The sequence below is a fragment of the Nonomuraea harbinensis genome, from assembly GCF_019396385.1.
Classification (GTDB): domain Bacteria; phylum Actinomycetota; class Actinomycetes; order Streptosporangiales; family Streptosporangiaceae; genus Nonomuraea; species Nonomuraea ferruginea.
This window is the reverse complement of sequence record NZ_JAHKRN010000031.1, coordinates 48,708-73,481: the sequence shown is the minus strand read 5'-3', so window position 1 is coordinate 73,481 and position 24,774 is coordinate 48,708. Positions and strand designations below refer to the sequence as shown.

The following is a 24,774-nucleotide window of genomic DNA, read 5'->3' as shown; positions in this document are numbered from 1 at the left end:
CCGGGGAAGCCGCGGGGCCGGGTCATGCCGTGAGCCGGTCACTGCTGGGGTCCTCGCTTCGCTGTGGGCCATGCCCGCAGTCAAGGCGGCGCGGTGTTGTCAGCGCGTATGCGGTTTCCGATACGCCGGCGATACGCCCGGGCTCCTAGCATCGAGTGCATGCGTGTGTTGATCGTCGAGGACGAGCCCTACCTGGCAGAGGTCATCCGCGACGGGCTGCGCCTGGCGGCGATCGCCGCAGACATCGCCGGTGACGGCGACACCGCGACGGAGCTGCTGAGCGTCAACGCCTACGACATCGCCGTCCTCGACCGCGACATCCCCGGCCCCTCGGGCGACGAGATCGCCAAGCGCATCGTGGCCTCGGGCAGCGGCATGCCCATCCTCATGCTCACCGCCGCCGACCGGCTCGACGACAAGGCCTCCGGGTTCGGGCTCGGGGCCGACGACTACCTCACCAAGCCCTTCGATTTCCAGGAGCTCGTGCTCCGCCTCCGGGCACTCGACCGCAGGCGCGCGCACAACAGGCCGCCCGTACGCGAGATCGCCAGCCTGCGCCTGGACCCGTTCCGCCGCGAGGTCCACCGCGACGGCCGCTACGTCGCGCTCACCCGCAAACAGTTCGCCGTGCTGGAAGTCCTCGTCGCCGCCGAAGGCGGTGTCGTCAGCGCGGAGGAACTCCTGCGGCGGGCGTGGGACGAGAACGCCGACCCCTTCACCAACGCCGTCCGCATCACGGTCTCGGCGCTGCGCAAACGGCTCGGCGAACCGTGGCTCATCGCCACCGTGCCCGGCGTCGGCTACCGCATCGACGCGGGAGACGAGGGTGGATAGGGCGCGCGGGATGAGCGTCCGGCTCAAGCTCACCCTCAGCTACGCCGGGTTCCTCATGCTCGCGGGCGCGTTGCTGCTCGCCGCCGTGTGGGTGTTCCTCCTGCGGTACGTGCCCGACGGCTGGCCCGCCCTTCTCTACGTGGCGCCCAACCGCATCCTCCTCCTGGGGGCCTTCGCCCCCGCGGCGGCCGCGGTGATGGCGTTCCTGCTGGTGTTCGGCCTGCTGGGAGGATGGATTCTCGCCGGACGCATGCTGGCCCCCCTGACCCGCATCACCGACGCCACGCGCATGGCCGCGAACGGATCGCTCTCCCACCGGATCCGGTTGCCCGGCCGCGCGGACGAGTTCCGCGAACTCGCCGACGCCTTCGACGCCATGCTCGTACGGCTCGAAGCACACGTCGCCGAGCACCAGCGATTCGCGGCCAACGCCTCACACGAACTCCGCACCCCGCTGGCGATCTCACGGACGCTTCTCGACGTGGCCCGCCGCGATCCCGACCGTGACACCGGCGAACTCGTCGAACGCCTGCACGCCGTCAACACCCGGGCGATCGACCTCACCGAGGCGCTCCTCATGCTCAGCCGCGCCGACCGGAGATCCTTCGTACGGGAACGCGTCGACCTGTCCCTGGTCGTGGAAGAAGCCGTCGAGACACTGCTCCCGCTCGCGGAGAAACGCGGTGTCACCATCGAGACCTCAGGTGAGATCACCCCGGTCGAGGGGTCGCAGGCGCTCCTGCTGCAACTGGCGACCAACCTGGTGCACAACGCGATCGTGCACAACCTGCCCGTACAGGGAACCGTGTGGATCAGAACCGGCATCGGCCCCGAGGCGCTCACCGTCGAGAACACCGGCGAGAAGCTGTCTCCAGAGATGGTCCCGGCACTCACGGAACCGTTTCAGCGCGGCACGGGAAGAATACGCGACGACCACGCGGGCGTCGGACTCGGCCTGGCCATCGTCAAGAGCATCACCCACGCGCACGACGGAACACTCACCATCGTCGCGCGCCCCGCGGGCGGACTCGGCATCGCCGTTCAACTACCCGCGTGCGATCGATGAGCTGCGACTGCAGAAACCGATCGCCCGTCGATCAGCGTCGCCTGTCGATACCGGACGTGAGTACGGACTTCGGGCGGGAGGCTGTTCCCGGTGCTTCGAGCACGGCTCACGCCCCAGGAAACCGGTCAAGATCCGCGCGGCCGCACTGGGGTGGCGGTGCGTCAGCCGGAGCTGGTGATGACGGCGAAACGGGCACCGTGCGGATCGGACAGGGATGCCATCCGGCCCACGCCCTTCACCTCCTCCGCCGGGCTGCGGACCGTGCCGCCGAGCTCCTGGCACCGGGCCACTGCCGCGTCGCAGTCGGGCACTTCGAAGTAGGTCAGCCAGTGGGGCCGGTCGCCGGGTGCGAGCGGCGCCAGACCTGCCACAGACGAGTCGGTGCCCGGAGCGCTGCCGAACGGAGAGATCAGATGAGAGGTCACATCACCCATCCGCGCGTCCTCGAACCGCCAGCCGAAGACAGACTTGTAGAAGCCGCGGACGGCCGAAGTGTCGGACTCGCGGAGCTCGATCCAGGCCATCGAGCCAGGCTCGTTGACCAGGTCCACGCCCGGCACGTCGCCGGGCAGCCAGATCGCGAACTCGGCGCCGCCCGGATCCCTGAACCGTGCCATCTGTCCCTGGGGCGCCATGTCCACCGGCGGCATGAGGACGGTGCCGCCCGCCCGCTCGACCGTCTGGCTCGTGGCCTCGCAGTCCGACACCAGGAAGTAGGGGGTCCAGGCAGTGGTGACCGCCTCTCCCATAAGCGCGCCGATTCCCGCGACGTTCCTGCCGCCGAGCTGGCAGAAGGCGTATTCGGGCACCTGCTCCTCGAACTCCCAGCCGAACAGGCCGCCGTAGAACCGTTCGGCGGTCTCCAGGTGCGGGCTCTCGAGCTCGACCCAGCACGGTGAGCCGGGCACGAACCGGGTGGTGAGCATCGGTACTCCTTCATCGCCATGTGAGGGTGGACAGCCTCGCGGAGCGGGAGGCAACTCCACTCGTGGCTCCAAGCGTGGCATGACTACCTGCGAAGACACGGGTGACACGCTTTCCCGAGAAGAGGCACGAACGATCACGTGAACAGGCCGGCGCCCACGGCGGGCAGCTGCGGGGTCCGTGAGCGGGAGATCACCTGGAACCAGTCCGGCCCGGTGGGCCCCGCGGGCCCGCAGGGAGACATCGGCGCCCAGGGACCACAGGGGATCGCGGAGCGCCTGGTCTGTCGGAGGTGCAGACGGTGATGGGGTCGACGGTGTCCATCGCCCCTGGCCGTATCGACAATGCCTTCGCGCAGTGCCCGCCGGGCAAGATCGTCATCGGCGGATCTTCGACCCTTTCTTGTCGTGATTGACAGGATTCGGGCCGGTCAGGTCCTCCTTCGGTGGCCAGCACGCTGACGGAGTCGATCGCGCACCGCGACCAGTCCAACGCGCCACGGGGGCCGAGTTCGTCCAGCAGGATCGGGTACAGCTTGGCCCACACTCGCGCAGCGCTCCACTTGGCGGAGCGGCGGTGCATCGTCTGCGAGGAGGCGCCGAAGACCCGGGGCAACTGCCGCCGGGCGCACCCGGTAGTGGCCACGTACACGATCGCCGCCAGGACGACCCGCTGGAACAGCTTCCGCAACTCATCGGGCACCAGTCGCTGAAGGAACGCATCATGATCGATCTCACGACCGACACCCAAATGAGCCACGGTCTTGTGGTGCTGAGCGCGCCCCCGGGGATCGAACTTTCGACCGCCGGATCGGAAGCTGCCCCGTCCACGACGATCTCCTGCACGGACGACGGCACGTTCACCGTCACGCTCACCGCGAGCGACGGGGTCAACGCGCCGGTGAGCGACTCGGCGCGGGTCCGGCTGCGCAACGCGCCGCCGCGGCCGTCCATCACCGGTCCCGCGCCGTGGTCGGCCCATCGCGCGGGCACGCCGGTCAGCCTCACGGCGCCCTTCACCGATCCGGGCGCCAACGACACCCACACCTGCGCGATCGTCTGGGACGACGGTCGTACGGACTCCTTCGCGGCGACGAGCGGCGGCTAGCGCCCGCCTCACCGGCACCGAGTTCGACCTCGACCGCTTCGATCCTCAGGCCGTCACCGGAGGGAACATCACGGTGCGCCACTGAGCTACGCCCGCCCTGTCATGCGCGAGCGTGACAGGGCGCAGCCGTCACTCCGGGCACGTCCGGGGGCCGACGCTCTGCCCGGCACCGACGACGGTGACCTGGAGGAGCTTCTCCGGCGACGTGGCGCCGGCCGTGCACACGATCTGGTCGACGGCCAGCGGGGACAGTTCGCCGGCAGGAGTGGACAGGGTCACCGTCACGTGGCCGACCGGCTCGGCGGTCACCGAGAACGGGCCGGCCTCGGACGGGACGTCGGTGGTGAATCCGCGCGCCCGCTCCCTCGCGGTGGGTCCGGCCGCGAGCAACGCGAGCGTGTCCGCTTCGAGCAGTGGACGACCACCCGGTCCGGGCCGCGTCACCGCCAGGAGCCGGCCGTTCCTCACCAGGTAGAGGGTGATCGCCGTGGTGGGCGCGACGCCTCCGCTCGGCGGGTCGCCGGCGGGGATGACGTCGCTGGGCCGCACACCGCAGCCGGCCACGGCGAGCGCTACGAGACCCGCGGCGAGCACGCGGCGGGCCGGCCCGGTCCTCACGCGGAGCCTCCGTCCGGATCGTGCGTCCGGCAGGGCAGGCGCAGCGTGAACACGGCGCCGCCGTCCGGGGCGTTGACGACAGTGAGGTCACCTCGGTGCAGGCGCGCGTTCTCCCGCGCGATGGCGAGGCCGAGGCCGCTGCCTTCCGACCTGGCCCTGGCCGCGCTGGCCTTGAAGAACCGGTCGAACACGTGCGGCAGCACCGCTTCGTCCAGCCCCGGTCCGTGGTCGCGGACCTCGAGAGCGACCCAGCGCGGATCGGCGGAAAGCCGTACCGACACCGGCGGCTCGCCGTGCCGCAGGGCGTTGCCGACCAGGTTCGCGAGGATGACGTCCACTCGGCGCGGGTCCAGGCGTGCCGTCACCCCGGGGGGAAGCTCGGTGTGCACCGACTCCGACCAGCCCCGGGCACGCAGGGTCGCGCGCACCAGCTCGGCCACGTCGACCTCGTTCAGCGCGAGGGTCGCGACGCCCGAGTCGAACCGGCTGATCTCGATGAGGTCGTTCACCAGCCCGGTGAGGTTGAGCGTCTCCTGGCTGACCAGCCTGGCGGCCCTGCCGGCGTGCTCGGGCAGCCCGGCCGCCTCCTCGTCGAGGACGTCGGCGACCGCGGCGAGCGCGGCCAGCGGGGTGCGCAGCTCGTGGGACACGTCGGCCACGAACCGGCGCGAGTCGGCCTCCATCTCACGGAGCTGCTCGACGTGCCGTTCCAGCTCCGCGGCGGTGTCGTTGAACGTGCGCGCCACGTCGGCCAGCTCGTCGGAGCCTCGGACCGCGACCCTGGCCCGCAGGTCGCCCTCGCCCAGCAGGCGCGCCGCCCGGCCGAGCTCGCGCACCGGGCGCAGCACGCCGCGAGTGGCCAGCGACGCCAGGACGACCGCGAACACCAGGGCCGCCCCGCCGGTGAGCCAGGCCCAGGCGGCGAGCCCGTCGATGCTGCGCTGTTCGGGAACCAGGCTGTGGGCGGTGTAGACCTCGATGCCGGACACCCGCGTCGTCCGGTCCGGCTCGGTGATCACCAGAGGCGCGCCGATGATCAGGAAGGGCTCGCCCTGCCACACCACGCGTTGCCACGCCATGCCGCCCTCGGCCACCGTCCGCCGCAGCTCCGGTGAGATCGTTCCGGGAGCCAGGCCCGGCGCACGCGGCGGCCGGCCCGGCACCGCCTGTCCCGGCGGCGGGCCGGCCGGTGACTGCGCACCCTGGTAGAAGGCGACCGCGGAGCTGTTCCGGTCGGTCATGGCACGGGCGATCTCGCCGAGCTCGGCCGGGCCCGGCGTCGCACTTCGCAAGGGGTAGAGCGCCTCCAGCCGGCTCCGCATCGCCTCCACCGCGGCATCCTGGGTCCGCTGCAGGATGTCGTTGCGGGCATGGACGTAGATCCCGCCGGCCACCCCTGCCGCGGTGACCACACACAGCAGGGCGAACGCGGACAACAGCCGGGCACGCAACCCCAGGCTCGGCCACCGTGCCACCGGCGGCTCACACCGGCCCGAACCGGTACCCGAACCCACGCACCGTCTGAACGTAGACGGGCGCCGCCGAGTCGTCCTCGATCTTCGCGCGTAACCGCTGCACGCACGCGTCCACGAGACGCGAGTCCCCGAAGTACCCGTGCTCCCACACCGACTCCAGCAGCTGCTGGCGGCTGTGCACCCGGCCGGGCGTGCCGGAGAGTTCGAGCAGCAGGCGCAGCTCGGTCGGGGCGAGGCTGACCGGCGCGCCGCGCTTGGCGACCACCAGCCCGGCGCGATCGATGGTCAGGTCCCCGTGCCGCTCCAGCTCCGCCTGGTCCCGCCCGATCCGCCGGAGAACCGCGCGAATGCGTGCCTCCAGAACCCTGGGCTGCACCGGCTTGACCACGTAGTCGTCGGCGCCCGCCTCCAGCCCGGCCACCACGTCCATGTCGTCGCCGCGCGCGGTCAGCATGATGATCGGCACCTCCCGGGCGGCCCGGATGCGGCGGCAGACCTCGAACCCGTCGATGCCAGGCAACATGAGATCGAGCACGACGACGTCGGGAAGGTCCACGCGCAGCCGGTCCAGCCCCTCCTCGCCGGACTCCACCGCCCGCACCCGGTGTCCATGCCGGGTCAGGGCCAGCTCCAGGCCCTCCCGTACGGCCGGGTCATCTTCGATCAGCAACACTCGCGACACGCCGCCGAGTTTCACAGCACGCTCCGTACCTCGCCCGCCGGTCAATCCCTCCACTGTCGGCCAGCCGTGTCCCCGCCTCGTCAGCACCGTGTCATGGTTGTATCACGGTCGCACCCGGCGCCGGCCGCCGTCGACGAACGGTGACATGCGGCGGACGGCGCGCGCGCATCCGGCGCCGATCGTTGTTCGTCATGAACGAACCGCGAACCATCCCACTCCGACCCCGTGACCGGCTGTTCGCCGCGGTCACGCTGGTGCTCGCCGTGCTCCTGCTGCCCGTGGGGTTCGTCCGCCGTCCCGGCCACGCCCGCGAACTGGCGTGCCGCTGGGCGTTGGGGATGCGATTCCCCGCCGAGGACCTCACCGGGCTCACCGACGGCGCCATGGCGGCGTTCACCGCGGCACGCACCGAGGCGCTCTGGCGTCACGGCCGGCTCGTCGGCCTCACCTCGGGATACCGCGACCCCCAGGTCCAGCAACGGATGTTCGACGAGGAGGTGCGCCGCTCCGGCTCCCCGGCCTCGGCCCGCATGCTCGTGTTACCGCCGGCGGAATCCGGCCACGTCAAGGGCATCGCGCTGGACGTACGCCCCCGCGAAGGCGCGCGCTGGCTGGAGGAGCACGGCGCCCGCTACGACCTCTACCGCGTCTACGACAACGAGTGGTGGCACTTCGAGCACCGCCCGGACCGCCGCGGCACGCCACTGCCACGACGCCCCCACCCCGGCGTGAACCCCATGGTCGAGAACGGGGACCAGGTGTAGCCCCTGTCCGTCAGGACGTTCAGCCGTCGGGATACGAAGGCGTGTCGAGGTCGCGGATGCGCGAGTGCCGCGCCTGGAACCGGGTGTCGCAGCCCGGGGCCCGACTGGTAAAAGCCCAGTCAGCAGCCCCGTTCAGGGGATATCTGGGGAAGGTACGGGTGAGCCGTTGGGTTTGTACCTACGGGAGGGTGCTGAAGCGGTACCCGACTGTGGGCCTGGTGCTCTCCCAGCCGCCGATCGCTTTGGGGGGATGACCATGGCTATCCGCTACTACCTAGTCGGCGCGTCCATCCGCTTGGTGCAGCCGGAGCCGGGAGACGGCTTCGAAAACGGCGAATCCGCGTCACGCCGCCGCAGCCGCAGCCGACGACGCCGCCGTTGAGCGGTCCAGTGTCAGGGCATCCCTGCGTCTCAGGGGCGCCCTGACGGCACTTCTGTGACGAGTTCCCAAGGCTTCGAGCCGGACGCTCTGGCGATGGCGAACTTTTACCTCCGGCATCGGGGCAGTGGACGAAGCCGGGGGGATTTCTGTGGCGAGGCCCCTTGGACATCGCGGCTCGCCGTTCTCGCGTCCAACGGTGCCGCCGTCGTCTTCACCTGGGGAAGACGCCACACAGGGGGAGACTTCTGATGGTACGAAAGGCTCGTCTGGCTCTGGTCGTGATGCTGGGCGTGGGAGTGGTCGCCCTGAGCGCGGCCGCGCTGGGAGCGATGATGCCCGGGCGGGATGGTGCGCCGGCCGGTGCCGTGATCAAGAATGCCGAAGGCCAGACGGTCGGCTCGCTCCAGGTGGAGGACGCCGGGAACGGCAAGTCCAGGATCACGGTCGGGGTGACGAACTTGCCGGCCGGTTTTCACGGCTTCCACGTCCACGCCAAGGGCGTCTGCGACGCGCAGTCGAAGGACCCCGACACCGGCAGCCCCTTCTTCAGTGCGGGAGGACACTTCGACCTGGGCTCGCAACCGCACGACCGCCACACCGGGGACCTGCCCAACCTGCTGGTCGGCGCGGACGGCACCGCCATCGCCTCATCGGTGACCGACCGCTTCCAGGTGGCACAGCTCTTCGACGGCGACGGCAGCGCCATCATGATCCACTCTCTGGCCGACAACTACGCCAACATCCCCGACCGCTACCGGAACGCGGAAGGTGAGGCCGGGCCCGACGCCGAGACGCTGAAGGCCGGCGACTCCGGCAGCCGCATCGCCTGCGGTGTGATCACCAGAGGCTAGCGGGGTCCACGCCCTCCCACGCGCCTTGACGTCGGGAGCCTGAAAAACGTCGATGTGGTGATGAACCAAACCGCCGGTGGCGTAGTCGATCAGATAGAACCCTTGGCAACGGCGGATCGCCGCCCGAGCGAAAGGTGATCCTTAGTGGAATCGACATCTTCGCCCGGCCTGCTCTTCGTTCTCGGGCTGGCGAACCTGGCGTGCGGCGTCTGGCTCCTGCGCAGGGCACGGCGGTTCCGCGCCCACGGGGTCCGGGTGCCCGGCCTGGTCACCGGCCTGGAGCGGAGCAGGGACCCCGACAGCAAGGCGTGCTATCCCGTCTTCCGCTTCACGACCCGCGATGGCCAGGAGGTCGAGATCACCTCGCGTTACGGCGAGAGCAGGCCTCCTCGACCAGGAGATCGCGTCACCGTCCTCTACGACCCTGCGAAGCAGCGGAACGCTCGCATCGACACCGGCGGTCAGGACGGTTCCACGATGGGGAAGTGGGTCGTGGGCATAGGCCTTTTCCTCATCACCCTCGGCGCGCTCACCGCCTTCACCATCATCTGATTCCGGCTGGCTCCGCGGCCGTCGTTCACCCGATCACCCAAGGAGTGTTCATGTCCACGCTGGTGTTAGTCCACGGTTTCTGGCACGGCGCCTGGTGCTGGAACGAAGTCGTCCCCCATGTGGTGGCCGGCGGCCGCCTGACCGTCGCGGTGGACATGGCGGGGCATGGGCTGTACGCCCGCCGTCCTCGATGGTCAACCGAACAGCCGTACAGCCCCGAGGCGGTCGGCACCGAGGTCTCGCCCGTGGCGGACGTGACTCTCGACGACGCGGCCGAGTTGTTGACCTCGCAGATCAAGCGGATCGGCGGTGGCGAGCCGGTCACGGTGGTCGCCCACAGCGCGGCCGGTCCCGTACTGACCCGAACGGCCCAGCGGACACCCGAACTGGTGGCGCACGCCGTGTACCTCACCGCGTACATGCCGGCGTCGGGCGTGTCCGCGGCGGCGTACACGCGGCTTCCCGAGGCCGCCGACGACCGGGTCGCGCCGTTGCTGCAGGGTGACCCGGCCGCCATAGGCGCGCTGCGGCTCGACTTCGCCACGGACGACGCGGTCTACCGGCAGGGGCTTCGCGAGGCGTTCTACGGAGACGTGGACCCGGTCCTCGCCGACGCCGCCACCGGCCTGCTGACACCCGACGGCCCGATCGGCGTCATGCTGGGCGCCACCACCCTGACCCGCGACGGCTGGGGGTCGGTGCCGCGCACGTACATCGTCTGTACGCGGGACATGGCCATCCGGCCGGGCCTGCAGGCGAAGTTCGTCGCGGAGGCCGACGCCGCGTTCCCGGACAACCCGACCTCCGTCGTCACGCTCGACGCCTCCCACTCGCCTTTTCTCTCCAAGCCCGGCGAACTGGCCGGCATCCTCACCCCGCTCGGCTGAAACGACGGCGTAGGACACCCATGTACGGCGGGCCCACGGACGAGCTCCTCGACAGAGCCGCTGACTCCCGCGCGCAGGGGTCAGAGCAGTTTGTCCTGGGTGAAGGGGACGTCCCTGAGGCGCCGGCCGATGGCGTGGTAGATCGCGTTGCCGATGGCCGCGGGCACGCCGGTCCCGGGCGTCTCGCCGAATCCGCGGATTCCGGCCAGTTCGGCGTCCGGTTCCGGCCGGTCCACGAACAACGCCTCCACCGACGGCGCGTCCGCGCAGACCGGGACCAGGTAGGTGGACAGGTTCGGGTTGACGACCCGGGCGGTGGCCGGGTCCACCATCGTGTGCTCCATCAGCGCGAAGCCGAGCCCCCACATCACACCGCCGATGACCTGCCCGCGCGCGGTCCGGTGGTTGAGCACCCGCCCCAGGTCGTGCGCGGTCACCACCCGGGTCACGCGCAACCTGCCCAGCCTCGGCTGGATCCGCACCTCCAGGAACACCGCGCCGAACGAGTGTCCGGGCGTGCTGTTCCGCTTGTCGCCGGTCACCTCGACGGAGCGGCCGTGGCGGGTCATGACCGCGCGGTAGGTGTCCACGCGGTCGCCCCCGGCGGACAGCCGGCCGTCCCGGGCCACGACCTCCTCAGCGGGCACGCCGTGCAGCGGGGAGCGCGGGTCGGCGACGGCGAGCGCGATCACGGCGTTCCGCGCCTTCGCCGCCGCCTCGGCCGCCGGGGCGGCCACGCTGGGCATGGTGGACGACCCCGCTGACAAGGACGCGTCGGGGTAGGCGGTGTCGCCCAGCAGCGTCGTGACCTGGTCGAGCGGCATGCCGAGCCCTTCGCAGACGATCTGGGTGAGCACGGTGTAGGTGCCGGTGCCGATCTCCTGGGTGGCGGCCCGCAGGGTCGCGCGCCCGTCGGGGCCGATGGTGAGGCGAGCCCGGGACGGGATGACGGTGTGCGTGTGGGTCTCGGTGGCCATGCCCCAGCCGACGTACTCGTCTCCGTCCCTGGTGGTCCCCGGCCTGGGGCTGCGCCGGGCCCAGCCGAACGCCTCGGCCGCGGCCCGGTAGCACTCCAGCAGCCGCTTGTCGGCGTACGGCACGGGAGGATCGGGCTGCTGGTCGACCTCGGTGTGGTTGCGTATCCGGAGCTCCACCGGGTCGATGCCGAGCTCGTAGCTCAGCTCGTCCATGGCGGTCTCGAGGCCGAAGTGAGCGGTCGTCTCCGGCGAGCGCATGTAGCTCGACGTCGGCAGGTCCAGCCGCACACCCAGCTGCCGTACGTGGACGTTCGGGCAGGCGTACAGGCGCACCGTGGAGTCACCGCCGTTGTAGACGTTCTCGTCGACGCGGGTCACCTGAGCCGTCGAGGTGCTGACGACGGCGGTCAGCGCGCCCTGCCGGGTGGCGCCGAGCCGGAGGTGGTGGCGGTACTCGGCGCGGTGACCGTTGGAGGTGTACATCTGCGCGCGCGTCAGCACCAGCTTCACCGGCCGGCCGCAGAGTCGCGCCGCCGCCGCGGTGAGCAACGTGTGCGGATAGGTGGGGCCCTTGGCGCCGAAACCACCGCCCAGGTAGGGGGAGACGACCCTGACGCTCCCCTCGGGCATCCCGAACGCGATCTGGACGGTGTTGCGGGCGAAGACCACGCCCTGGGTGCTCTCGTACAGGATCAGCGTGCCGTCGTCCTCCCAGACGGCGGTGGTGGTGTGCGGCTCGATCGGGTTGTGGTGCTGCATCGGGCTGCTGTAGGTCCGGTCGACGCGTACCGCGGCCTGTCCGAGCGCCGCGGCGGCATCGCCGCGGCTGTACTCGTTGGGCCGGTCGCGGAAATCGTCCGGCAGGAACGCCTCGTCGAGCACGTCGGCCATCCGCGCGACCGGATCCTCCGCCCGATAGCGGACCTTCACCAGGCCGGCGGCCTCCTGCGCCTGCTCCAGGGTCTGGGCCACGACGTACGCGACGGGCTGCCCGTGGTGGTGCACCCGCGTGTCCTGCATGGGGATGAAAGGCCTGTTGTACGGGAAGTTCGGCAGGTTCAGCCGCGGCATGTCGGCGTGGGTGTGGACCGCGACGACGCCGGGACGCGCGAGCGCCGCCCTGCGGTCGATCTCCAGGACCTCGCCGCGGGCGATCGTGCTCATCACCAGGGCGCCGTGCAGCACACCGGGCACCTCCTGGTCCGCGGCGTAGCGGGCCGCGCCGGTGACCTTCGCCCGGCCGTCCACCCGCGCCACGCCCTGCCCCACCAGCCCGCTCATCGGAGCCCTCCCAGCTCGCCGAGAACGCTCACCAGCGCCCGCTGGACGAGCTCGACCTTGAACCTGTTCCCCTCGTACGGCTTGGCGTCCCTGACCAGGATCCGGCCCGCCTCGTCGATCGCCTGCGGGGTGAGGGGCCGGCCCCGCAGCGCCGCCTCGACGCGGGTGTCCCGCCACGGGCGGGTGCCCACGCCGCCGAAAGCCAGCCGTACGTCCCGTACGACATTGCCCCTCGTCCGCAGCGCGGCCGCCACCGACACCACCGCGAACTCGAACGTGGCCCGGTCGCGCAGCTTCAGGTAGCGCGACTGCCCGGCCAGGGCGGTGCGCGGCACGTCCACCCTGGTGATCAGCTCGCCCGGGCGCATCGCGGTCTCCCGGTCCGGCGTGGACCCGGGGAGGAGGTAGAAGCCGGCGATGGGGACGGCGCGCTCGCCGCCGGGACCGAGCAGGCGCACGGTCGCGTCCAGGGCGGTCAGCGCCACCGCCAGGTCCGACGGGTGCGTGGCGATGCAGTGCTCGCTGCCTCCCAGGATCGCGTGTCCCCGGTTCTGCCCGGTGATCGCAGGGCAGCCGCTGCCCGGTACCCGCTTGGCGCAGGGGGAGGCCGCGTCGCGGAAGTACCCGCACCGGGTGCGCTGCAACAGGTTCCCGCCGATCGAGGCCATGGTGCGGATCTGCGGGGACGCCGAGGCCAGCAGCGCCTCGGACAGCATCGGGAACTCCCGCCGCACTCCGGGGTGCTCGGCGACCTGCCGCATCCGGGCCGCCCCGCCCATCCGCAACGCGCCGGAGCCGACGGTGATCCCGCCGAGGTCCAGCCGGTTGACGTCGACGAGGTGGTCGTGCGTCTCCGCGCCGTCGCGCATCAGGTTCAGCAGGTCCGTGCCGCCTGCCACGAACGTCGAGCCGGGGGTGGTCGCGGCCAGCCGCACCGCCTCGGCCGGATCGCGCGCGACCGTGTAACCGAAGGCCCTCATCGCCGCACCTCCTTCGCGGCGTCGGCGACGGCGGCGACGATGTTCTGGTACGCCGCGCACCGGCACAGGTTGCCGCTCATCCACTCGCGGATCTCCGCCTCCGAGCCCGCATGCCCCTCGTCGATGCAGGCCACGGCGGACATGATCTGACCGGGAGTGCACGCGCCGCACTGGAAGGCGTCGTTCCGGATGAACGCCTCCTGTACGGGGTGCAGCTCCTCTCCCCGCGCCAGCCCTTCCACCGTGGTGATCTCGGCCCCCTGCCGCATCACCGCCAGCGTCAGGCACGACTTGACCCGCTCGCCGTCGGCCAGCACCGTGCACGCCCCGCACTCGCCCCGGTCGCAGCCCTTCTTGGTGCCGGTCAGGCCGAGCCGCTCCCTTAACGTGTCCAGCAGCGTCACCCGCGGCTCCAGGACGACCTTGCGCAGCCGCCCGTTGACCGTCATGGCGACCTCCACCGACGCCCCCGGGGCGACGGCGTACGCCTGAGCGGTGGCGGCCGGGGGAGTCGCGGCGGCGGGAGCGGCGACGCCCGTGGCGGCCACGGCCGTGCCCGCCGCGGCGGCCTTGAGCACCGCACGGCGGCTGGGCGCGGGCGTGTCGAGGGCTTTCGTCCGTTGTTCCGGTGGCACGTCCGGTTCGGAGGTGGATCCGCTGCCGTGGAAGATCATCATGCTCCTTCTCCGTACGGAACCGGCTCTGCGACAGGGCCCGGTCCCTGGTCCCGGGAGAGCCTTCCGGCCGGTGACCGGATGACATGTAATCGATGGCAACAGTATTTCGTTAACGATGATGCGGTCAAGAGGCGCTAACGGAAAAGTGTTAACGGCGATATGGCGCGGCCTTCCCCGAGGGGTACACGATCTTGTCACGCGACCTCCGGCGTCCCGGCCGCTTGAGCATCATCAAGCCCATGGCCAAGAAGAACGCGAAGCGGCAGTCCGGACGGTGAAGCCTTCGTCGATCACCGTGGCGGTGCTGGTGCTCGAACGAGCTGACCGGCACCGACTGGGCCGCCGCCGTCGCGGCCGTTCGCGGCAACGTCCTGGCCGTGGCCACCGGCCTGGCCGCGTTGCTGGCGGTGTTCTACACCGCGCGCAACGCCGACACCGCGCGGCGCACCTTCCGGCTCGGCGAGCGCGGCCATGACACCGACCGCTTCAGCAAGGCGGTCGAACAGCTCGGCGGCGGCCCGGCCCCGGTCCGGCCCCGGTCCGGCCCCGGTCCGGCTCGGTGGCCTGTACGCGCTCGAACAGCTCGCGCAGAACAACCCGAGGCTGAGGCAGACAGTCGTGGACGTGATCTGCGCGTATCTCCGGATGCCGTGGACTCCGCCGCGCGAGGAGGACCGGCAGCAGCGGATCCGCGCCGCCCAGCGCCTTCTCGCCGACCACCTGGCCTGGTGCGAACGCCGCTGGTGGCAGCGCCCCACCTCGGTCAACCCGCGCTTCTGGCCGGGCATGCGCCTCGACCTGTCCTACGCCACCTTGCTCGACTTCGGTCTCGCCAACTGCCGTGTCCTTCACGCGGACTTCCACGGGGCGACCTTCATCGGCCGCACCTCGTTCAGCCGCGCGACCTTCGTCGGCGGCGCCTCGTTCACCGGCTATGCCTCGTTTCACAGCGCGACCTTCACCGGCCACGCCGACTTCGGCGGGGCGGCCTTCACCGACTACACCGCGTTCCGGGGCGCGACCTTCAAGGGCGCCACCTCTTTCGATCAGGCGACCTTCAGCGGCACTGTCTCGTTCGACAAGGCGACGTTCGCCGGCCGCGTCACCTGCACAGACGTCCGGGTGACGCACCCGAATCCTGGGAGCACATGGCCGCCGGGATGGCGTCTGGAGTACGGGCGCGGCGGCGCGGTATTGAGGCGGGACGGTTAACCCTCGAGAAGACGAAGACGCCCCCACCTGGTGACGGGCGGGGGCGTACGTCGTCGTTCCAAGGAGGCTGGTTCAGCAGACGCTGATCCACTCCGTCGCGTACAGGATTTCGTTGGGGATGCCGTGCCTGCCGTTTCCGTAGGACGCGATCTCCGCCTGTGAGGCGTTGTAGAGCCGCACCCTCGCGCCGCCGTACTGGTTGTTCACGACAGCGCCCGCGTTGATGAAGTTGTAGACCTTCCGCCAGCCGCACTTGAACATGGGGAAGCCGGTGTGCGTTCCGTCGCCGTCTCCCACGGTGATGCATGCGTAACCATTGAATTGCTCGGTCTCGCAGATATCCAGGAACTCCTCCCGCATCTCAGGGAAACTCAGGTCCATGCGGGGCTCGCCGGAGTAGAGCGGAACGACCCGAGGGGTCCAGGCCGCGGTCGCGATGGCCGTCGATGTGGCCGTCGCCGACGTCGTCGACGCGACGATCATGGTCGGCACCACCAGTGCCAACCCGATGAGCATGACAAGTGCCCTGAGCGCGCGCCTGGGGCTGGGAATGCTGCGAGTTCCCATCAGTCCTCCTGACTGTCAGTTCTGGGCTTCATCCTCATGCGGTACGTATAGATCAGCCCAGGACACCCTGAGGACATTCACCGGACACAGCGGCCCCGCCCGAAGGCGTCGATGGGACGCCGGTGCCCGGGGCCCACCACGCGTCGACCGCGGCGATGTCGGCGTCGGTGGGATGGGCGAGCCGGCTCACCAGGTCCACGGTCGGCGACGGCTGTCACGTGTGTGCCCGGTGACCTGGGGAAGCAGGCTAATTGCTTCGCCCCTTCTGCACAGGAGGACGGATGATGCGTGTCCGTGAAGTCCCGGCCCCGATGATCGTTGCCCCCGACGCCCAGCTCGCCGACGTGGTGTTCGCCGACGACCGGGTCGACGGCGACATGGTCCTGTTCCGGCGCCGCTCGGCCGGCGGCTGGCGTCCGGTGACGGCCGGGCAGTTCGCGGCCGACGTCCGCAGTTTGGCGGCCGGTTTCCTCGCTGCCGGGATACAGCCCGGCGACCGGGTCGCGCTGCTGGCCGCCACCAGCTACGAGTGGACGCTGGTGGACTACGCCCTGTGGGCGGTGGCGGCGCTGCCGGTTCCCATCTACGAGACCTCCTCGGCCGAGCAGGTCCGCTGGGTGCTGGAGGACGCCGGCCCGGTCGCGGCGGTGGTCGAGCACGAGACGCATCGCCGCTTGGTCGAGGACGCGGCCGAGGGCCTGCCCGGGCGGCCGCGGGTGTGGCAGATCGACGACGGCGGGCTGGACCGTCTCCGCGAGGACGGGCTGGCCGTGGACGAGGCCCGGCTGCGTGAGCGCCGCCGGGCGGTGTCGGCCGACGACCTGGCGACGATCATCTACACCTCGGGCACCACGGGCCGCCCGAAGGGCTGCATGCTGAGTCACGGCAACCTGCTGTACGAGGCGCGCGTCGCGATCGACAGCCTGGAGCGGATCTTCGGCCGGGACGCCTCGACCCTGCTGTTCCTCCCACTGGCCCACGTGTTCGCGCGGGTGATCCAGGTGGCCTGCGTGGAACGGGGTGTGTGCCTGGCGCACAGCGCCGACCGGGCCAGGCTGACCGAGGACCTGGCCGCCCTGCGACCGACGTTCCTGCTGGCGGCGCCCAGAGTGTTCGAGCGGGTCCACAACAGTGCTCAGCAGCGGGCCCAGGCCGAGGGCAAGGGCAGGATCTTCGACTGGGCCGAGCGGACCGCCGTGGCCTACAGCCAGGCGCTGGACGACGGGCGGCCGGGCTGGCGCCTGCGGCTGGCACACCGCCTGTCCGACCGGCTGGTGTACGGACGGCTGCGGGCCGCGCTCGGCGGCCGGGTCGGCTTCGCCATCTCCGGCGGGGCGCCGCTGGGCGCACGGCTGGGCCACTTCTTCCGAGGAATCGGCATCACCGTGCTGGAAGGCTACGGGCTGACCGAGACCAGTGCCGCCGCGACCGTCAATCTGCCCCACGCGCAGAAGATCGGCACGGTCGGGCCGCCCCTCCCCGGGGTCGAGGTCCGGATCGACGACGACGGGGAGATTCTGATCAGGGGCCCGATCCTGTTCCAGGGCTATTGGCGCGACGAACAGAAGACCAGGGAGAGTCAGACCGCCGATGGCCGGCTGCTCACCGGCGACCTCGGCGCCCTGGACGAGGACGGGTTCCTGACGATCTCGGGCCGCAAGAAGGAGATCATCGTCACCGCCGGCGGCAAGAACCTCGCCCCGGAGCCGATCGAGGACCGCCTGCGCACCCACCGGCTCATCAGTCAGGCGGTGGTCGTCGGCGACCGTCGGCCGTACACCGCCGCGCTGATCACCCTGGACGCCGAGGCGCTGGCGTCATGGAAGCGGGCAGCCGGCAGGCCCGAGCACGCCGGCCCGGCCGAGCTCCGTGACGATCCGGATCTGCTGTCCAGGCTGCAGACGGCCGTGGACGAGGCCAACAGGGCGGTGAGCAGGGCCGAGTCGATCCGCAGGTTCCGGATCCTCGCGGTCGACCTGACCGAGCAGAACGGTTATCTGACCCCGGCCCTGAAGGTCAAGCGTTCCTTGGTCCACAAGGACTTCGCGGCGGACATCGAGGAGCTGTACCGCTGAGCGCCGGACGCCAGGACCGGCAGACCGGCCGCGTCGCGGGCAGGCGATCGACGCTGGACCGGATGGTGGCGGACACGCCGGCGTCCCGTGACCGGGTGGTCGACGCCGCCCGCGCGCTGTGCATCGTGGTCGTCACCCTCTGGCACTGGACCTTGTCGGTCAACCATCGCACCGCCGACGGCAGCCTGGCCATGCCCAACCCGATCGATGCCGTGCCCGGTGGCTGGCTGGCCACCTGGGTGCTGCAGATCATGCCGGTGTTCTTCCTGGTCGGCGGGTACGCCAACCTGGTCGGCCGGCAGCGGGCCCAGGCACGCGGGACGACCGCCGGCCAGTTCGTCCGGGGCCGGTTGCGCCGGCTGCTGTGGCCGACCGCCGTCTGGGCCCTGGTCTGGCTCGCCGGCGAGCTGATCGCCGCCGCCCTGCCCGGCCCGCACCGGTGGATGTGGGAGTGGTTCCCCGGTTACCTGACGCCGCTGTGGTTCCTGGGCGTGTACGGCCTGCTGATCGCCGTGGTGCCGATCACCGCGAGCCTGCACGACCGCTACGGAGCCGGAGTCCTGGCGGCGCTCGTGCTGCTGATCGCTCTCGGCAGCGTGGCGAACCGCGGCGCCGGCCTGGCCTGGGCGGGCTGGGTGACCGCCGCCCTGGTGTGGCTGTTCTGCCACCAGCTCGGCTACGCCTGGCGCGGCTGGGAGCTGGGGCGGCGGCCGCCGGCGCAACGGCTGGCGGTCGCCGGGATCGGGCTGGCCGGGCTGGCCGGGCTGACCGTGGGCGCGGGCTACCCCCTCTCGATGGTGGGCACCACCGGCGCCGAATCCAACATCTTCCCGACCAACGCCGCCATCGCCGCCCTGGCCGTCTTCCAACTCGGGCTGCTGGCCCTGATCACGCCGGCCGCCGAGCGCCTGCTGCGCCGGCCGGCTGCCTGGAAGCCGGTGGTGGCCCTCAACGTGGCCGCGTTGACCATCTTTCTCTGGCACATGACCGCCTACCTGGTGGTGCTGTGGGCCTATGAAGGGCTGGGCGGCACCCTGTCGGTGGAGCCCACCGCCGGCTGGTGGGCCCAGCGCTGGCTGTGGCTCCTGGCCCCGTCGGCCGTGCTGGCCGTGCTGGCCGCCCTGTTCCTCCAGGTCGAGGTGGCCGCCCGCCGGCCCCGTAAAGAGGCAGGTCGCTGACCTCGGCACGCTGATCCGCTCACCGTGACGGCCCCCTTGCGCCGGGATACCCCACCGCCGGTCCGAGGGCGTCAGCCGTGCGGCGTAGTCGCATCAGCCTCCGGTCGTACGAAGGTGGCGCTCCCGTGGTGGACGCGCCCGGCCGCCGCCGCTTCCTACCGTGACGCCGTGACCATCAACGAAACGGCGCAGAGCGGGCGGGTGGCGGCGGGGCTGGCGGCGTCCGCCGGCGGGCTGGCCATGGCCGTCACGGGCGTGATGCAGGCGATGCGGCCCATGGACGATGATCCTCGCGTGCTCGGTGAGGAGCACCTCATGCTCGGCCTCTTCGCGGCCTCGCTGATCCTCCTCGTCCCCGGCCTCGTCGCGCTCGCCCGCCACGGCGGCCGTACCGCCCTCGTGGGGGCCGTCGTGGTCTCGGCCGGCCACGTCCTGCTGGCGTTCGGCGCCACGTCGTCGAACCTGCGCGGCGAGGACTACGCGTGGTTCCCCTTCGTGGCCGTACCGGCGAACCTCGGCATGCTCGTGGGGGCGATCATGATGGCGGTGTCGCTGTGGCGAGCCGGGCAGGTGCCTCGCGCCGTGGCGGCGGCCCTTCCGGCCCTCTGGGCGTGCGAGATCATCCTCGCCCAGCTCGGCGGCGGGCTGATCGCCGGCCTCTACTGGCTCGTCGTGGGCGTCCTGCTCACCTCCGGCACCTGGCGAACTCGCCGATGAGCTCGCGTTCGGTGATCCGGACGAGCCCTGATGGAGTGCAGGCATCTCCGTCTTCTGAGGGTGACCCCGGGCGGGGCGAGCAGAACCGGCCGCCGGCCGAGACGCTTTTCGCGTGGGGGCCGGAGCTCCTCAAGGGGTTCGCCGCCGGTGCGAGTGTCGTGCTCGCCGTCATGTTCGGGTGGGCGATCGTCGTGGGCCTCATCCTCGGACTCGTCGGCGCGCTGCTCGGCCATGGACCCGAAGACCCCCGAGCTGGACAAGTTCTTCGACGACTACTTCGAGCCGGTGTACTACGGCCTGCCGGGCCTCGCGGTCCTGGTCGGGGGCGGCGGCTGGGGGATACTCCGCCTGCTGGAGCGGCGAGAGGAGCGGGCGGACCGGCACGCGATCGTGCTGGAGAGCAGGGCCAAGGCCGTCCAGGACGTGGTGCGCGAATCGGCGAGCGTGTCGGAGGACCTCGACCGGGAGATCGCGGAGAAGCTCGCCCGGCTCACCGAGCTCACCGCCCGTCTCGAAGCGGTGCGCAAGGAAGTCCAGCTGACGGAGGAGCAGACCAGGATGGTGGACGTCGTCATCGGCAAGCATCTGGTCGGCCAGGCCAGGGCGCAGCTCGTGCAGCAGGTGGTCTGCCTGGTCCTGGCCTTCCTGCTCGGCTTCGTCGTCAACTGGCTGTCCACGCCGGCGCTCGACACGCTGCGGGGCTGGTGGACCACCTGAGCGTCCCCCAGGCCGCCGGAACGTCCTCGCGTTCGCGCGTACCGGCTGTGCCGCACGCCGAGAACTAGCCGGGCGTCCCGTCGCGCTCGCTTCTCCGGGCGAGGCTCTGGGCTTGGCCCGCGTGTATGTCGCTCACCCATTCCCAGCCGGGCTGGGCCGACGGGCCGAGTCGTGGGTCGTCGGGAGTACGGCCGTCACGCAAGGCGTGCACGTACGCGCGGTCCAGTTCGATCCGCGCGCGTACCTGGTCGGCTCCGCCGACGGACCCGTGACCGGGGACGAGGACATCGGCGTCGCCCGCCACGTCCTCAAGCAGTCGCAGCCCGGCGAGGTACTCCTCGACCGGGTCGTTGGTGCCGTTGAAGTCGTCGAGCATCGGAACCAGGACGTCGGACAGCATGTCGCCGGCGACGAGAACCCCGCGTTCCTCGATCAACAGCGCCGCGTGGCCCGGGGAATGAGCCGGATGCTCGATGATCCGGACTTGAGGGCCATCCCACGGAATCCGGGTGGTTCCGGCAGGCAGAGCGGTGATGAGGCCGAACAGGTCCAGCGGTGTCTCGTCGGCGATCTCCGGCGGCAGCCCTTCGGCGACGCGGTCTTTCCAATCCGGGTTCGAGCGCAGATCTCGCATGGAAGCCGCACAGCGGGCCGTACCGTAACGGGGCGCGTCGCCCAGCTCGGCGTGCCAGAGCACGTGATCCCAGTCAGGATGCGTCGAGAAGCCTGCCACCACAGGCCGGCCCAGCTCGCGAAGGTCGTTCGCGAGGCACGCCATTTCGTCGCCCGTTATCCCGGCGTCGATGAGCATCACGCCGGCCCGGCCCCGCACGACGACGGTGTTGTTCTGGAGCAGCTCGCTCTGATGGACGAGCACACCCTCCGCGACCTGCCTCAGCACGAGCTCGTCTCCTTCGCGTCCCGGACGGCGTAGTGATGCATCGTGACGCCCTGCTCGAACGATCGCTGCTCCAGCAGGTCGAGATCGATCGGCAGGTCGTAGTCGTCGAACAGCGGCCTGCCGAAGCCGAGGATCGAGGGATGGGTGAAGAGCAGCAACTCGTCAAGAAGCCCCGCCCGGAGCAGCTGCGTCGCGAGCGCCGCGCCGCCCACGCTGATGCTGCCGTCGGTCTCGGCCCGCAGGGCGGCGAGCCGCTCGATCGCGTCGTCCCCGCCGATGATCCGGGTGTTGTGGCCGGCGCTGCGGCGGGTGCGGGAGACGAGCACCTTGGGCTTGGCGGTCCAGATCTCACCGTACTCGCGCATGACGTCCGGCAGCGACGCGTCCTCGCTTGACCGCGGCCAGTATTCCTCCATGGCTTCGTAGTAGACCCGGCCGTGGACCATGAGCGCGAGCGCCCGCGTCCGCGCGTTGGCCTCGCGGTGCAGCTCCTCGTCGACGCGCAGCCACTCGCCGGCGCCGTTGTCCCCCGGAACCTGCTCGATCCGCAGGTCGAGGGATACCTGCATCGAGTAGATGAAGCGACCCATCAGCTCCTCTTCCAAAGTGGTTGCAGTGTGCAACTACTATATGGGGGGCGAAATACCTGTCAAGGAGGAACAAGTGGAACCACGGTCCGGGTGTCCGATCAACGCCGCCGTCGAGGTGCTCGGAGATCGCTGGTCGCTGCTCGTGCTGCGCGACGTCATCTTCGGCGACCGCCGCCACTTCCGGGCGCTGCTCACCGGGTCGATCGAGGGCATCGCCTCGAACATCCTCGCCGACCGTCTCGTACGGCTCGTCGAGGCGGGGATCCTCACCCGCGGCACCGCCGTGCGGGGGCAGCGCGCCCGCTACAGCCTCACCGAAGCCGGTATCCAGACCCTTCCGATCATTTACGCCCTCGGCAACTGGGGCCTCGACTGGCGGCCGGGCGGCGACGAGCTCCGGAGCCGGCAGCGGCTCATGCGCGATGAGGGCCCGGCGTTCGTCGAGGAGCTGATGGACGAGCTTCGCGTCCGCCACCTCGGGGCCCCGCCGAAGCCGCACGACGGTCCGGGGCCGTTCGAGCGCCTCGACGCCGCCTGTGCCGCGAGTGACGGAACGGCCCCGCCCTGACCTTCCCGGCTTCGGTAGCTGGCCGTCACGTCGTTCGGCGCCACCGACATGAATGAGGGGCTGCCCCGTCGTCCGGGGGAGCCCCTCACCTGCGGTCGGCGTTCAGGCGCAGCCGCGCGCCTTCACGGAGAAGGCCGGGATGGTCAGGCCGGCGCTGCTGGAATGCGGGGTGACGTGGACCGTGCCGCCTTCGAACCGCAGCTCGTACTCGCCCTGTCCGCGGCACGCGTAGTGGTCGGTGTAGGTGCTGGTGTTGCCGGAACGGGCGATGTACACGCTGTTGCTGCGCGACTCGGTCCAGGCGGGGACGCCGTCCTTCGACAGGGACAGCTTCGAGCTCATCGAGCAGTCGGAGTTGGACCACAGGGCGACGCCGTGCCAGCACTCCAGGGTGAGCGTGTTGGTCGGCTCCAGGGTGCGTTCGCCGAAGGTGTGGGTCTTCCACGCCTCGGTGAGGCAGATCGTGGCCCTGGCGGAGTAGTTGCCGGAGGTGATCTCCTTCATGGCGCAGCCGCGGGGAGGGTTCTGCGAGGACGCGGAGGCGGGGTGTGGGGCCGCCGTGAGGGCCAGTGCGGCGGTGAACAGCACGGTCAAGCTGCGGAACGGTCTCGTCATGGACGCATGTTACTCAGGGCGACGGTATGAATACGAAGAGTGGTCGGCCGTTTTCTTTCGTGGTGCCGGTGTCAGTGGGTGCAGGTGGCCGAGACGGTGACGTCGTAGATCCACCACGCGCCGCCGGGCGCGGTGTAGACCAGGGACGACGTCGTGGCGTAGCCCGTGCACGCCTGGCCCGCCGCCAGGAGCGCCGCGCGGGCGGCCTGCGCGCCGTTCTCGACGGCGGCGTTCGGGCTCGTGCCGCCGGCCTGACGGGTCTCGGTGCGCGGGACGGTGTACGACACCGGCGGCGGGACCTCGCAATTGCCTGACGCGGTCGCCTCGTAGATCCACGCCGAACCGTCGGGCGCGGTGTAGAGGTGCCTGGTGGTGACAGACACGCCCGAGCAGACCTCGCCGGCCGCGGCGGCCTGCTGGTTCAGCGCGGCGCGGGCGTTGGCCTCGGCGGCCGCCTTTCCCGCCGCCGGGCTGGGGCCCCAGCCCGAGGAGGTGGCCGAGCGGTAGGCGGCGGCGAGCGCGGCGGGAGCGGACAGCACCGCGCCGGCGGTCAGCGTCAGGGCGAGGACGAGGGCGAGGCGCAGAACCTGGGCAGGACGACGAGCGCTGAGTGCCATGGTGTCCCTCTCGCAAGGAGGTTCGGGATCGTCACCATAGAACCGGGCAGGCCGGGCCGACCAGCGCCGAGGGCGCGGGCAGGCGTCCGCGCACGTCGAGACTGAAACTTTCACCTGGGTGTGCGCCGCTCGCGTCAGGACATGGCGTAGTCGTCGGTCTCGTGCGGCCTCACAGCCGGGAGTTCAGCACGGCGACCTCGGGCCACGGGTCGAAGCCGTGCTCGATCAGCCAGCGGACCGCCCGCAGGCTCCGTAAGGACCACCACGCGCGGATCACGTCGAGGTCGACGTCGGTGCCGTAGCCGGCGACGACGTCGCCGAGGCGCTCCTCGTGCCCGAGCGTCAAGGTGGCGAGGTCGAACAGGGCGTCACCCGGCCCCGCCTCGGACCAGTCGATCACGCCGGTGATCTCGTCACCGTCGGCGAACACGTGGGTGACCTGCAGGTCGCCGTGCGTGAACACCGGTGTCCACGGCCGGAGCGCGGCCTCGGCGACCCGGCGGTTCCGCGTGACCACGCCGGCGGGGAGGACGCCGTTCGCGACGAGCCACGCGCATTCGCCGTCGAGGCGCGATGCGACCTCGTCGAGGCTCCGGCCGGGCCAGGGCGGCGGCGGCGCGTCGTGCAGCGTGCGTGCGGCGGCACCCGCCGCGGCCCACGCCGCCGACGACGCGGTCGACGGTTCGCCGAGGCGGCCGAGCGCCGTCCCCGGCAGGGCGGCGAGGGCGAGCACGGGCGGCTTCCGCCACAGGACCTCCGGGGTGGGGATCGGCGCGATGGCCATCGCCTCGACCTCGACGTCGGCGCGCGTCCGATCAGCGTCGATCTTCAGGAACACGTCGCCGACGCGCAGGGTCGCGCGCTCCTGATGGGCGACGACGACCTCGACCTCCTCCACACCGGCCATTATCTCGGGATGACTACCGACATCGCCGGATTTATCGCGTACGACCGGGCGGC

The 24,774-nt window shown here is 71.0% G+C and carries 26 protein-coding genes and 1 pseudogene; 13 read left to right on the top strand and 14 right to left on the bottom strand.

What is annotated here, in order from left to right:
- The first annotated feature begins 159 nt into the window (after window positions 1–159).
- Together KME79_RS28295 and KME79_RS28290 are read left to right on the top strand one after the other, a co-directional pair.
- Complete coding sequence (locus tag KME79_RS28295) at window positions 160–834, top strand: response regulator transcription factor (RefSeq protein WP_219547263.1); 675 nt, start codon at window positions 160–162, stop codon at window positions 832–834.
- Entirely contained in the window at window positions 827–1,900 is a 1,074-nt protein-coding gene (locus KME79_RS28290) for a sensor histidine kinase (protein WP_219547261.1), read from the top strand. Before KME79_RS28295 ends, KME79_RS28290 begins: the two co-directional genes overlap by 8 nt.
- Window positions 1,901–2,061: 161 nt before the next feature.
- Here the strand turns inward: KME79_RS28290 and KME79_RS28285 are convergent, their stop codons facing one another.
- Both KME79_RS28285 and KME79_RS45395 read right to left on the bottom strand, forming a co-directional pair.
- Window positions 2,062–2,826, bottom strand: coding sequence for a VOC family protein (locus tag KME79_RS28285; RefSeq protein WP_219547259.1), 765 nt, complete (start codon window positions 2,824–2,826; stop codon window positions 2,062–2,064).
- Between the two features lie 384 nt (window positions 2,827–3,210).
- Window positions 3,211–3,556: pseudogene (locus tag KME79_RS45395) on the bottom strand (transposase); the annotation flags it as partial.
- On the opposite strand from KME79_RS45395, the gene KME79_RS28275 reads away from it, so the two are divergent.
- Entirely contained in the window at window positions 3,548–3,931 is a 384-nt protein-coding gene (locus KME79_RS28275; protein WP_219547255.1) for a hypothetical protein, read from the top strand. The pseudogene KME79_RS45395 and the gene KME79_RS28275 sit on opposite strands and share 9 nt — an antisense overlap.
- A 129-nt stretch (window positions 3,932–4,060) precedes the next feature.
- Here KME79_RS28275 and KME79_RS28270 read toward each other — a convergent pair whose 3' ends face one another.
- Genes KME79_RS28270 through KME79_RS28260 form a run of 3 tightly spaced genes read right to left on the bottom strand, consistent with a single transcriptional unit; the run spans window position 4,061 to window position 6,706 of the window.
- A complete protein-coding gene (locus KME79_RS28270) occupies window positions 4,061–4,549 on the bottom strand; it encodes a hypothetical protein (protein WP_219547253.1) in 489 nt (162 codons plus the stop codon).
- Window positions 4,546–6,024 carry an ATP-binding protein gene (locus KME79_RS28265; RefSeq protein WP_219547251.1) on the bottom strand — a complete coding sequence of 493 codons (1,479 nt, stop codon included), beginning with the start codon at window positions 6,022–6,024 and terminating at the stop codon, window positions 4,546–4,548. The genes KME79_RS28270 and KME79_RS28265 overlap by 4 nt, the downstream gene beginning before the upstream one ends.
- 7 nt (window positions 6,025–6,031) lie before the next feature.
- Window positions 6,032–6,706 carry a response regulator gene (locus KME79_RS28260; RefSeq protein WP_219547249.1) on the bottom strand — a complete coding sequence of 225 codons (675 nt, stop codon included), beginning with the start codon at window positions 6,704–6,706 and terminating at the stop codon, window positions 6,032–6,034.
- A gap of 191 nt (window positions 6,707–6,897) precedes the next feature.
- On the opposite strand from KME79_RS28260, the gene vanY-N reads away from it, so the two are divergent.
- The 4 genes from vanY-N (at window position 6,898) to KME79_RS28240 (ending at window position 10,142) form a co-directional block, all read left to right on the top strand.
- Window positions 6,898–7,470 (top strand): D,D-peptidase/D,D-carboxypeptidase VanY-N, encoded by a 573-nt coding sequence (vanY-N, locus tag KME79_RS28255; protein ID WP_219547247.1) that lies wholly within the window; start codon window positions 6,898–6,900, stop codon window positions 7,468–7,470.
- 630 nt (window positions 7,471–8,100) lie between these two features.
- Entirely contained in the window at window positions 8,101–8,703 is a 603-nt protein-coding gene (locus KME79_RS28250) for a superoxide dismutase family protein (protein WP_219547245.1), read from the top strand.
- Window positions 8,704–8,847: 144 nt separating this feature from the next.
- Window positions 8,848–9,255 (top strand): DUF3592 domain-containing protein, encoded by a 408-nt coding sequence (locus KME79_RS28245; RefSeq protein WP_219547242.1) that lies wholly within the window; start codon window positions 8,848–8,850, stop codon window positions 9,253–9,255.
- A gap of 50 nt (window positions 9,256–9,305) precedes the next feature.
- Window positions 9,306–10,142: an alpha/beta fold hydrolase gene (locus tag KME79_RS28240; RefSeq protein WP_219547240.1), complete on the top strand. Its 837-nt coding sequence runs from the start codon at window positions 9,306–9,308 to the stop codon at window positions 10,140–10,142.
- A gap of 80 nt (window positions 10,143–10,222) precedes the next feature.
- Here KME79_RS28240 and KME79_RS28235 read toward each other — a convergent pair whose 3' ends face one another.
- The 3 genes from KME79_RS28235 to KME79_RS28225 are packed head-to-tail and all read right to left on the bottom strand — an operon-like array spanning window position 10,223 to window position 13,829.
- Window positions 10,223–12,400 carry a xanthine dehydrogenase family protein molybdopterin-binding subunit gene (locus tag KME79_RS28235; RefSeq protein WP_246640557.1) on the bottom strand — a complete coding sequence of 726 codons (2,178 nt, stop codon included), beginning with the start codon at window positions 12,398–12,400 and terminating at the stop codon, window positions 10,223–10,225.
- Window positions 12,397–13,380 (bottom strand): FAD binding domain-containing protein, encoded by a 984-nt coding sequence (locus KME79_RS28230; protein WP_219547238.1) that lies wholly within the window; start codon window positions 13,378–13,380, stop codon window positions 12,397–12,399. Before KME79_RS28230 ends, KME79_RS28235 begins: the two co-directional genes overlap by 4 nt.
- Complete coding sequence (locus KME79_RS28225) at window positions 13,377–13,829, bottom strand: (2Fe-2S)-binding protein (protein ID WP_219547344.1); 453 nt, start codon at window positions 13,827–13,829, stop codon at window positions 13,377–13,379. The genes KME79_RS28230 and KME79_RS28225 overlap by 4 nt, the downstream gene beginning before the upstream one ends.
- Window positions 13,830–14,528: 699 nt before the next feature.
- Here KME79_RS28225 and KME79_RS28220 point away from each other — a divergent pair.
- Entirely contained in the window at window positions 14,529–15,269 is a 741-nt protein-coding gene (locus KME79_RS28220) for a pentapeptide repeat-containing protein (protein ID WP_219547236.1), read from the top strand.
- A gap of 72 nt (window positions 15,270–15,341) precedes the next feature.
- On the opposite strand, the gene KME79_RS28215 is transcribed toward KME79_RS28220, so the two are convergent.
- Window positions 15,342–15,836: a hypothetical protein gene (locus tag KME79_RS28215; protein WP_219547234.1), complete on the bottom strand. Its 495-nt coding sequence runs from the start codon at window positions 15,834–15,836 to the stop codon at window positions 15,342–15,344.
- A 281-nt stretch (window positions 15,837–16,117) separates the two neighbouring features.
- Here KME79_RS28215 and KME79_RS28210 point away from each other — a divergent pair, with 281 nt between their 5' ends.
- The 4 genes from KME79_RS28210 to KME79_RS28195 all read left to right on the top strand — a co-directional run bounded on the left by KME79_RS28210 (window position 16,118) and on the right by KME79_RS28195 (window position 20,523).
- Entirely contained in the window at window positions 16,118–17,911 is a 1,794-nt protein-coding gene (locus tag KME79_RS28210) for an AMP-dependent synthetase/ligase (RefSeq protein WP_308249080.1), read from the top strand.
- 62 nt (window positions 17,912–17,973) lie between these two features.
- A complete protein-coding gene (locus KME79_RS28205) occupies window positions 17,974–19,089 on the top strand; it encodes an acyltransferase family protein (protein WP_246640556.1) in 1,116 nt (371 codons plus the stop codon).
- A gap of 168 nt (window positions 19,090–19,257) precedes the next feature.
- A complete protein-coding gene (locus KME79_RS28200; RefSeq protein WP_219547232.1) occupies window positions 19,258–19,806 on the top strand; it encodes a hypothetical protein in 549 nt (182 codons plus the stop codon).
- 231 nt (window positions 19,807–20,037) lie between these two features.
- A complete protein-coding gene (locus tag KME79_RS28195; protein ID WP_219547230.1) occupies window positions 20,038–20,523 on the top strand; it encodes a hypothetical protein in 486 nt (161 codons plus the stop codon).
- Between the two features lie 64 nt (window positions 20,524–20,587).
- Here the strand turns inward: KME79_RS28195 and KME79_RS28190 are convergent, their stop codons facing one another.
- Window positions 20,588–21,424, bottom strand: coding sequence for an MBL fold metallo-hydrolase (locus KME79_RS28190; protein ID WP_219547228.1), 837 nt, complete (start codon window positions 21,422–21,424; stop codon window positions 20,588–20,590).
- Window positions 21,418–22,014: a dihydrofolate reductase family protein gene (locus KME79_RS28185; protein ID WP_219547226.1), complete on the bottom strand. Its 597-nt coding sequence runs from the start codon at window positions 22,012–22,014 to the stop codon at window positions 21,418–21,420. The genes KME79_RS28190 and KME79_RS28185 overlap by 7 nt, the downstream gene beginning before the upstream one ends.
- A 73-nt stretch (window positions 22,015–22,087) precedes the next feature.
- Between KME79_RS28185 and KME79_RS28180 the strand changes: the two genes are divergently transcribed.
- Window positions 22,088–22,582, top strand: a complete 495-nt coding sequence (locus tag KME79_RS28180) for a winged helix-turn-helix transcriptional regulator (RefSeq protein ID WP_219547224.1) — start codon at window positions 22,088–22,090, stop codon at window positions 22,580–22,582.
- A 102-nt stretch (window positions 22,583–22,684) separates the two neighbouring features.
- On the opposite strand, the gene KME79_RS28175 is transcribed toward KME79_RS28180, so the two are convergent.
- The 3 genes from KME79_RS28175 to KME79_RS28165 form a co-directional block, all read right to left on the bottom strand.
- Window positions 22,685–23,197 carry a hypothetical protein gene (locus KME79_RS28175; RefSeq protein ID WP_219547222.1) on the bottom strand — a complete coding sequence of 171 codons (513 nt, stop codon included), beginning with the start codon at window positions 23,195–23,197 and terminating at the stop codon, window positions 22,685–22,687.
- A 71-nt stretch (window positions 23,198–23,268) separates the two neighbouring features.
- Entirely contained in the window at window positions 23,269–23,814 is a 546-nt protein-coding gene (locus KME79_RS28170; protein WP_219547220.1) for a hypothetical protein, read from the bottom strand.
- Between the two features lie 169 nt (window positions 23,815–23,983).
- Window positions 23,984–24,721 (bottom strand): phosphotransferase family protein, encoded by a 738-nt coding sequence (locus KME79_RS28165; protein ID WP_246640555.1) that lies wholly within the window; start codon window positions 24,719–24,721, stop codon window positions 23,984–23,986.
- Window positions 24,722–24,774 lie beyond the last annotated feature (53 nt).

Bases quoted from the DNA above. Each gene is read 5' to 3' on its own strand.
- KME79_RS28175 (WP_219547222.1), bottom strand. From the start codon at position 23,197: ATGACGAGACCGTTCCGCAGCTTGACCGTGCTGTTCACCGCCGCACTG.
- KME79_RS28275 (WP_219547255.1), top strand. From the start codon at position 3,548: ATGATCGATCTCACGACCGACACCCAAATGAGCCACGGTCTTGTGGTG.
- KME79_RS28215 (WP_219547234.1), bottom strand. From the start codon at position 15,836: ATGGGAACTCGCAGCATTCCCAGCCCCAGGCGCGCGCTCAGGGCACTT.
- KME79_RS28285 (WP_219547259.1), bottom strand. From the start codon at position 2,826: ATGCTCACCACCCGGTTCGTGCCCGGCTCACCGTGCTGGGTCGAGCTC.
- KME79_RS28235 (WP_246640557.1), bottom strand. From the start codon at position 12,400: ATGAGCGGGCTGGTGGGGCAGGGCGTGGCGCGGGTGGACGGCCGGGCG.
- KME79_RS28230 (WP_219547238.1), bottom strand. From the start codon at position 13,380: ATGAGGGCCTTCGGTTACACGGTCGCGCGCGATCCGGCCGAGGCGGTG.
- KME79_RS28225 (WP_219547344.1), bottom strand. From the start codon at position 13,829: ATGACGGTCAACGGGCGGCTGCGCAAGGTCGTCCTGGAGCCGCGGGTG.
- KME79_RS28170 (WP_219547220.1), bottom strand. From the start codon at position 23,814: ATGGCACTCAGCGCTCGTCGTCCTGCCCAGGTTCTGCGCCTCGCCCTC.
- KME79_RS28165 (WP_246640555.1), bottom strand. From the start codon at position 24,721: ATGGCCGGTGTGGAGGAGGTCGAGGTCGTCGTCGCCCATCAGGAGCGC.
- KME79_RS28185 (WP_219547226.1), bottom strand. From the start codon at position 22,014: ATGGGTCGCTTCATCTACTCGATGCAGGTATCCCTCGACCTGCGGATC.
- KME79_RS28205 (WP_246640556.1), top strand. From the start codon at position 17,974: ATGGTGGCGGACACGCCGGCGTCCCGTGACCGGGTGGTCGACGCCGCC.
- KME79_RS28220 (WP_219547236.1), top strand. From the start codon at position 14,529: ATGACACCGACCGCTTCAGCAAGGCGGTCGAACAGCTCGGCGGCGGCC.
- KME79_RS28295 (WP_219547263.1), top strand. From the start codon at position 160: ATGCGTGTGTTGATCGTCGAGGACGAGCCCTACCTGGCAGAGGTCATC.
- KME79_RS28195 (WP_219547230.1), top strand. From the start codon at position 20,038: ATGGACCCGAAGACCCCCGAGCTGGACAAGTTCTTCGACGACTACTTC.
- KME79_RS28250 (WP_219547245.1), top strand. From the start codon at position 8,101: ATGGTACGAAAGGCTCGTCTGGCTCTGGTCGTGATGCTGGGCGTGGGA.
- KME79_RS28210 (WP_308249080.1), top strand. From the start codon at position 16,118: ATGATGCGTGTCCGTGAAGTCCCGGCCCCGATGATCGTTGCCCCCGAC.
- vanY-N (WP_219547247.1), top strand. From the start codon at position 6,898: ATGAACGAACCGCGAACCATCCCACTCCGACCCCGTGACCGGCTGTTC.
- KME79_RS28240 (WP_219547240.1), top strand. From the start codon at position 9,306: ATGTCCACGCTGGTGTTAGTCCACGGTTTCTGGCACGGCGCCTGGTGC.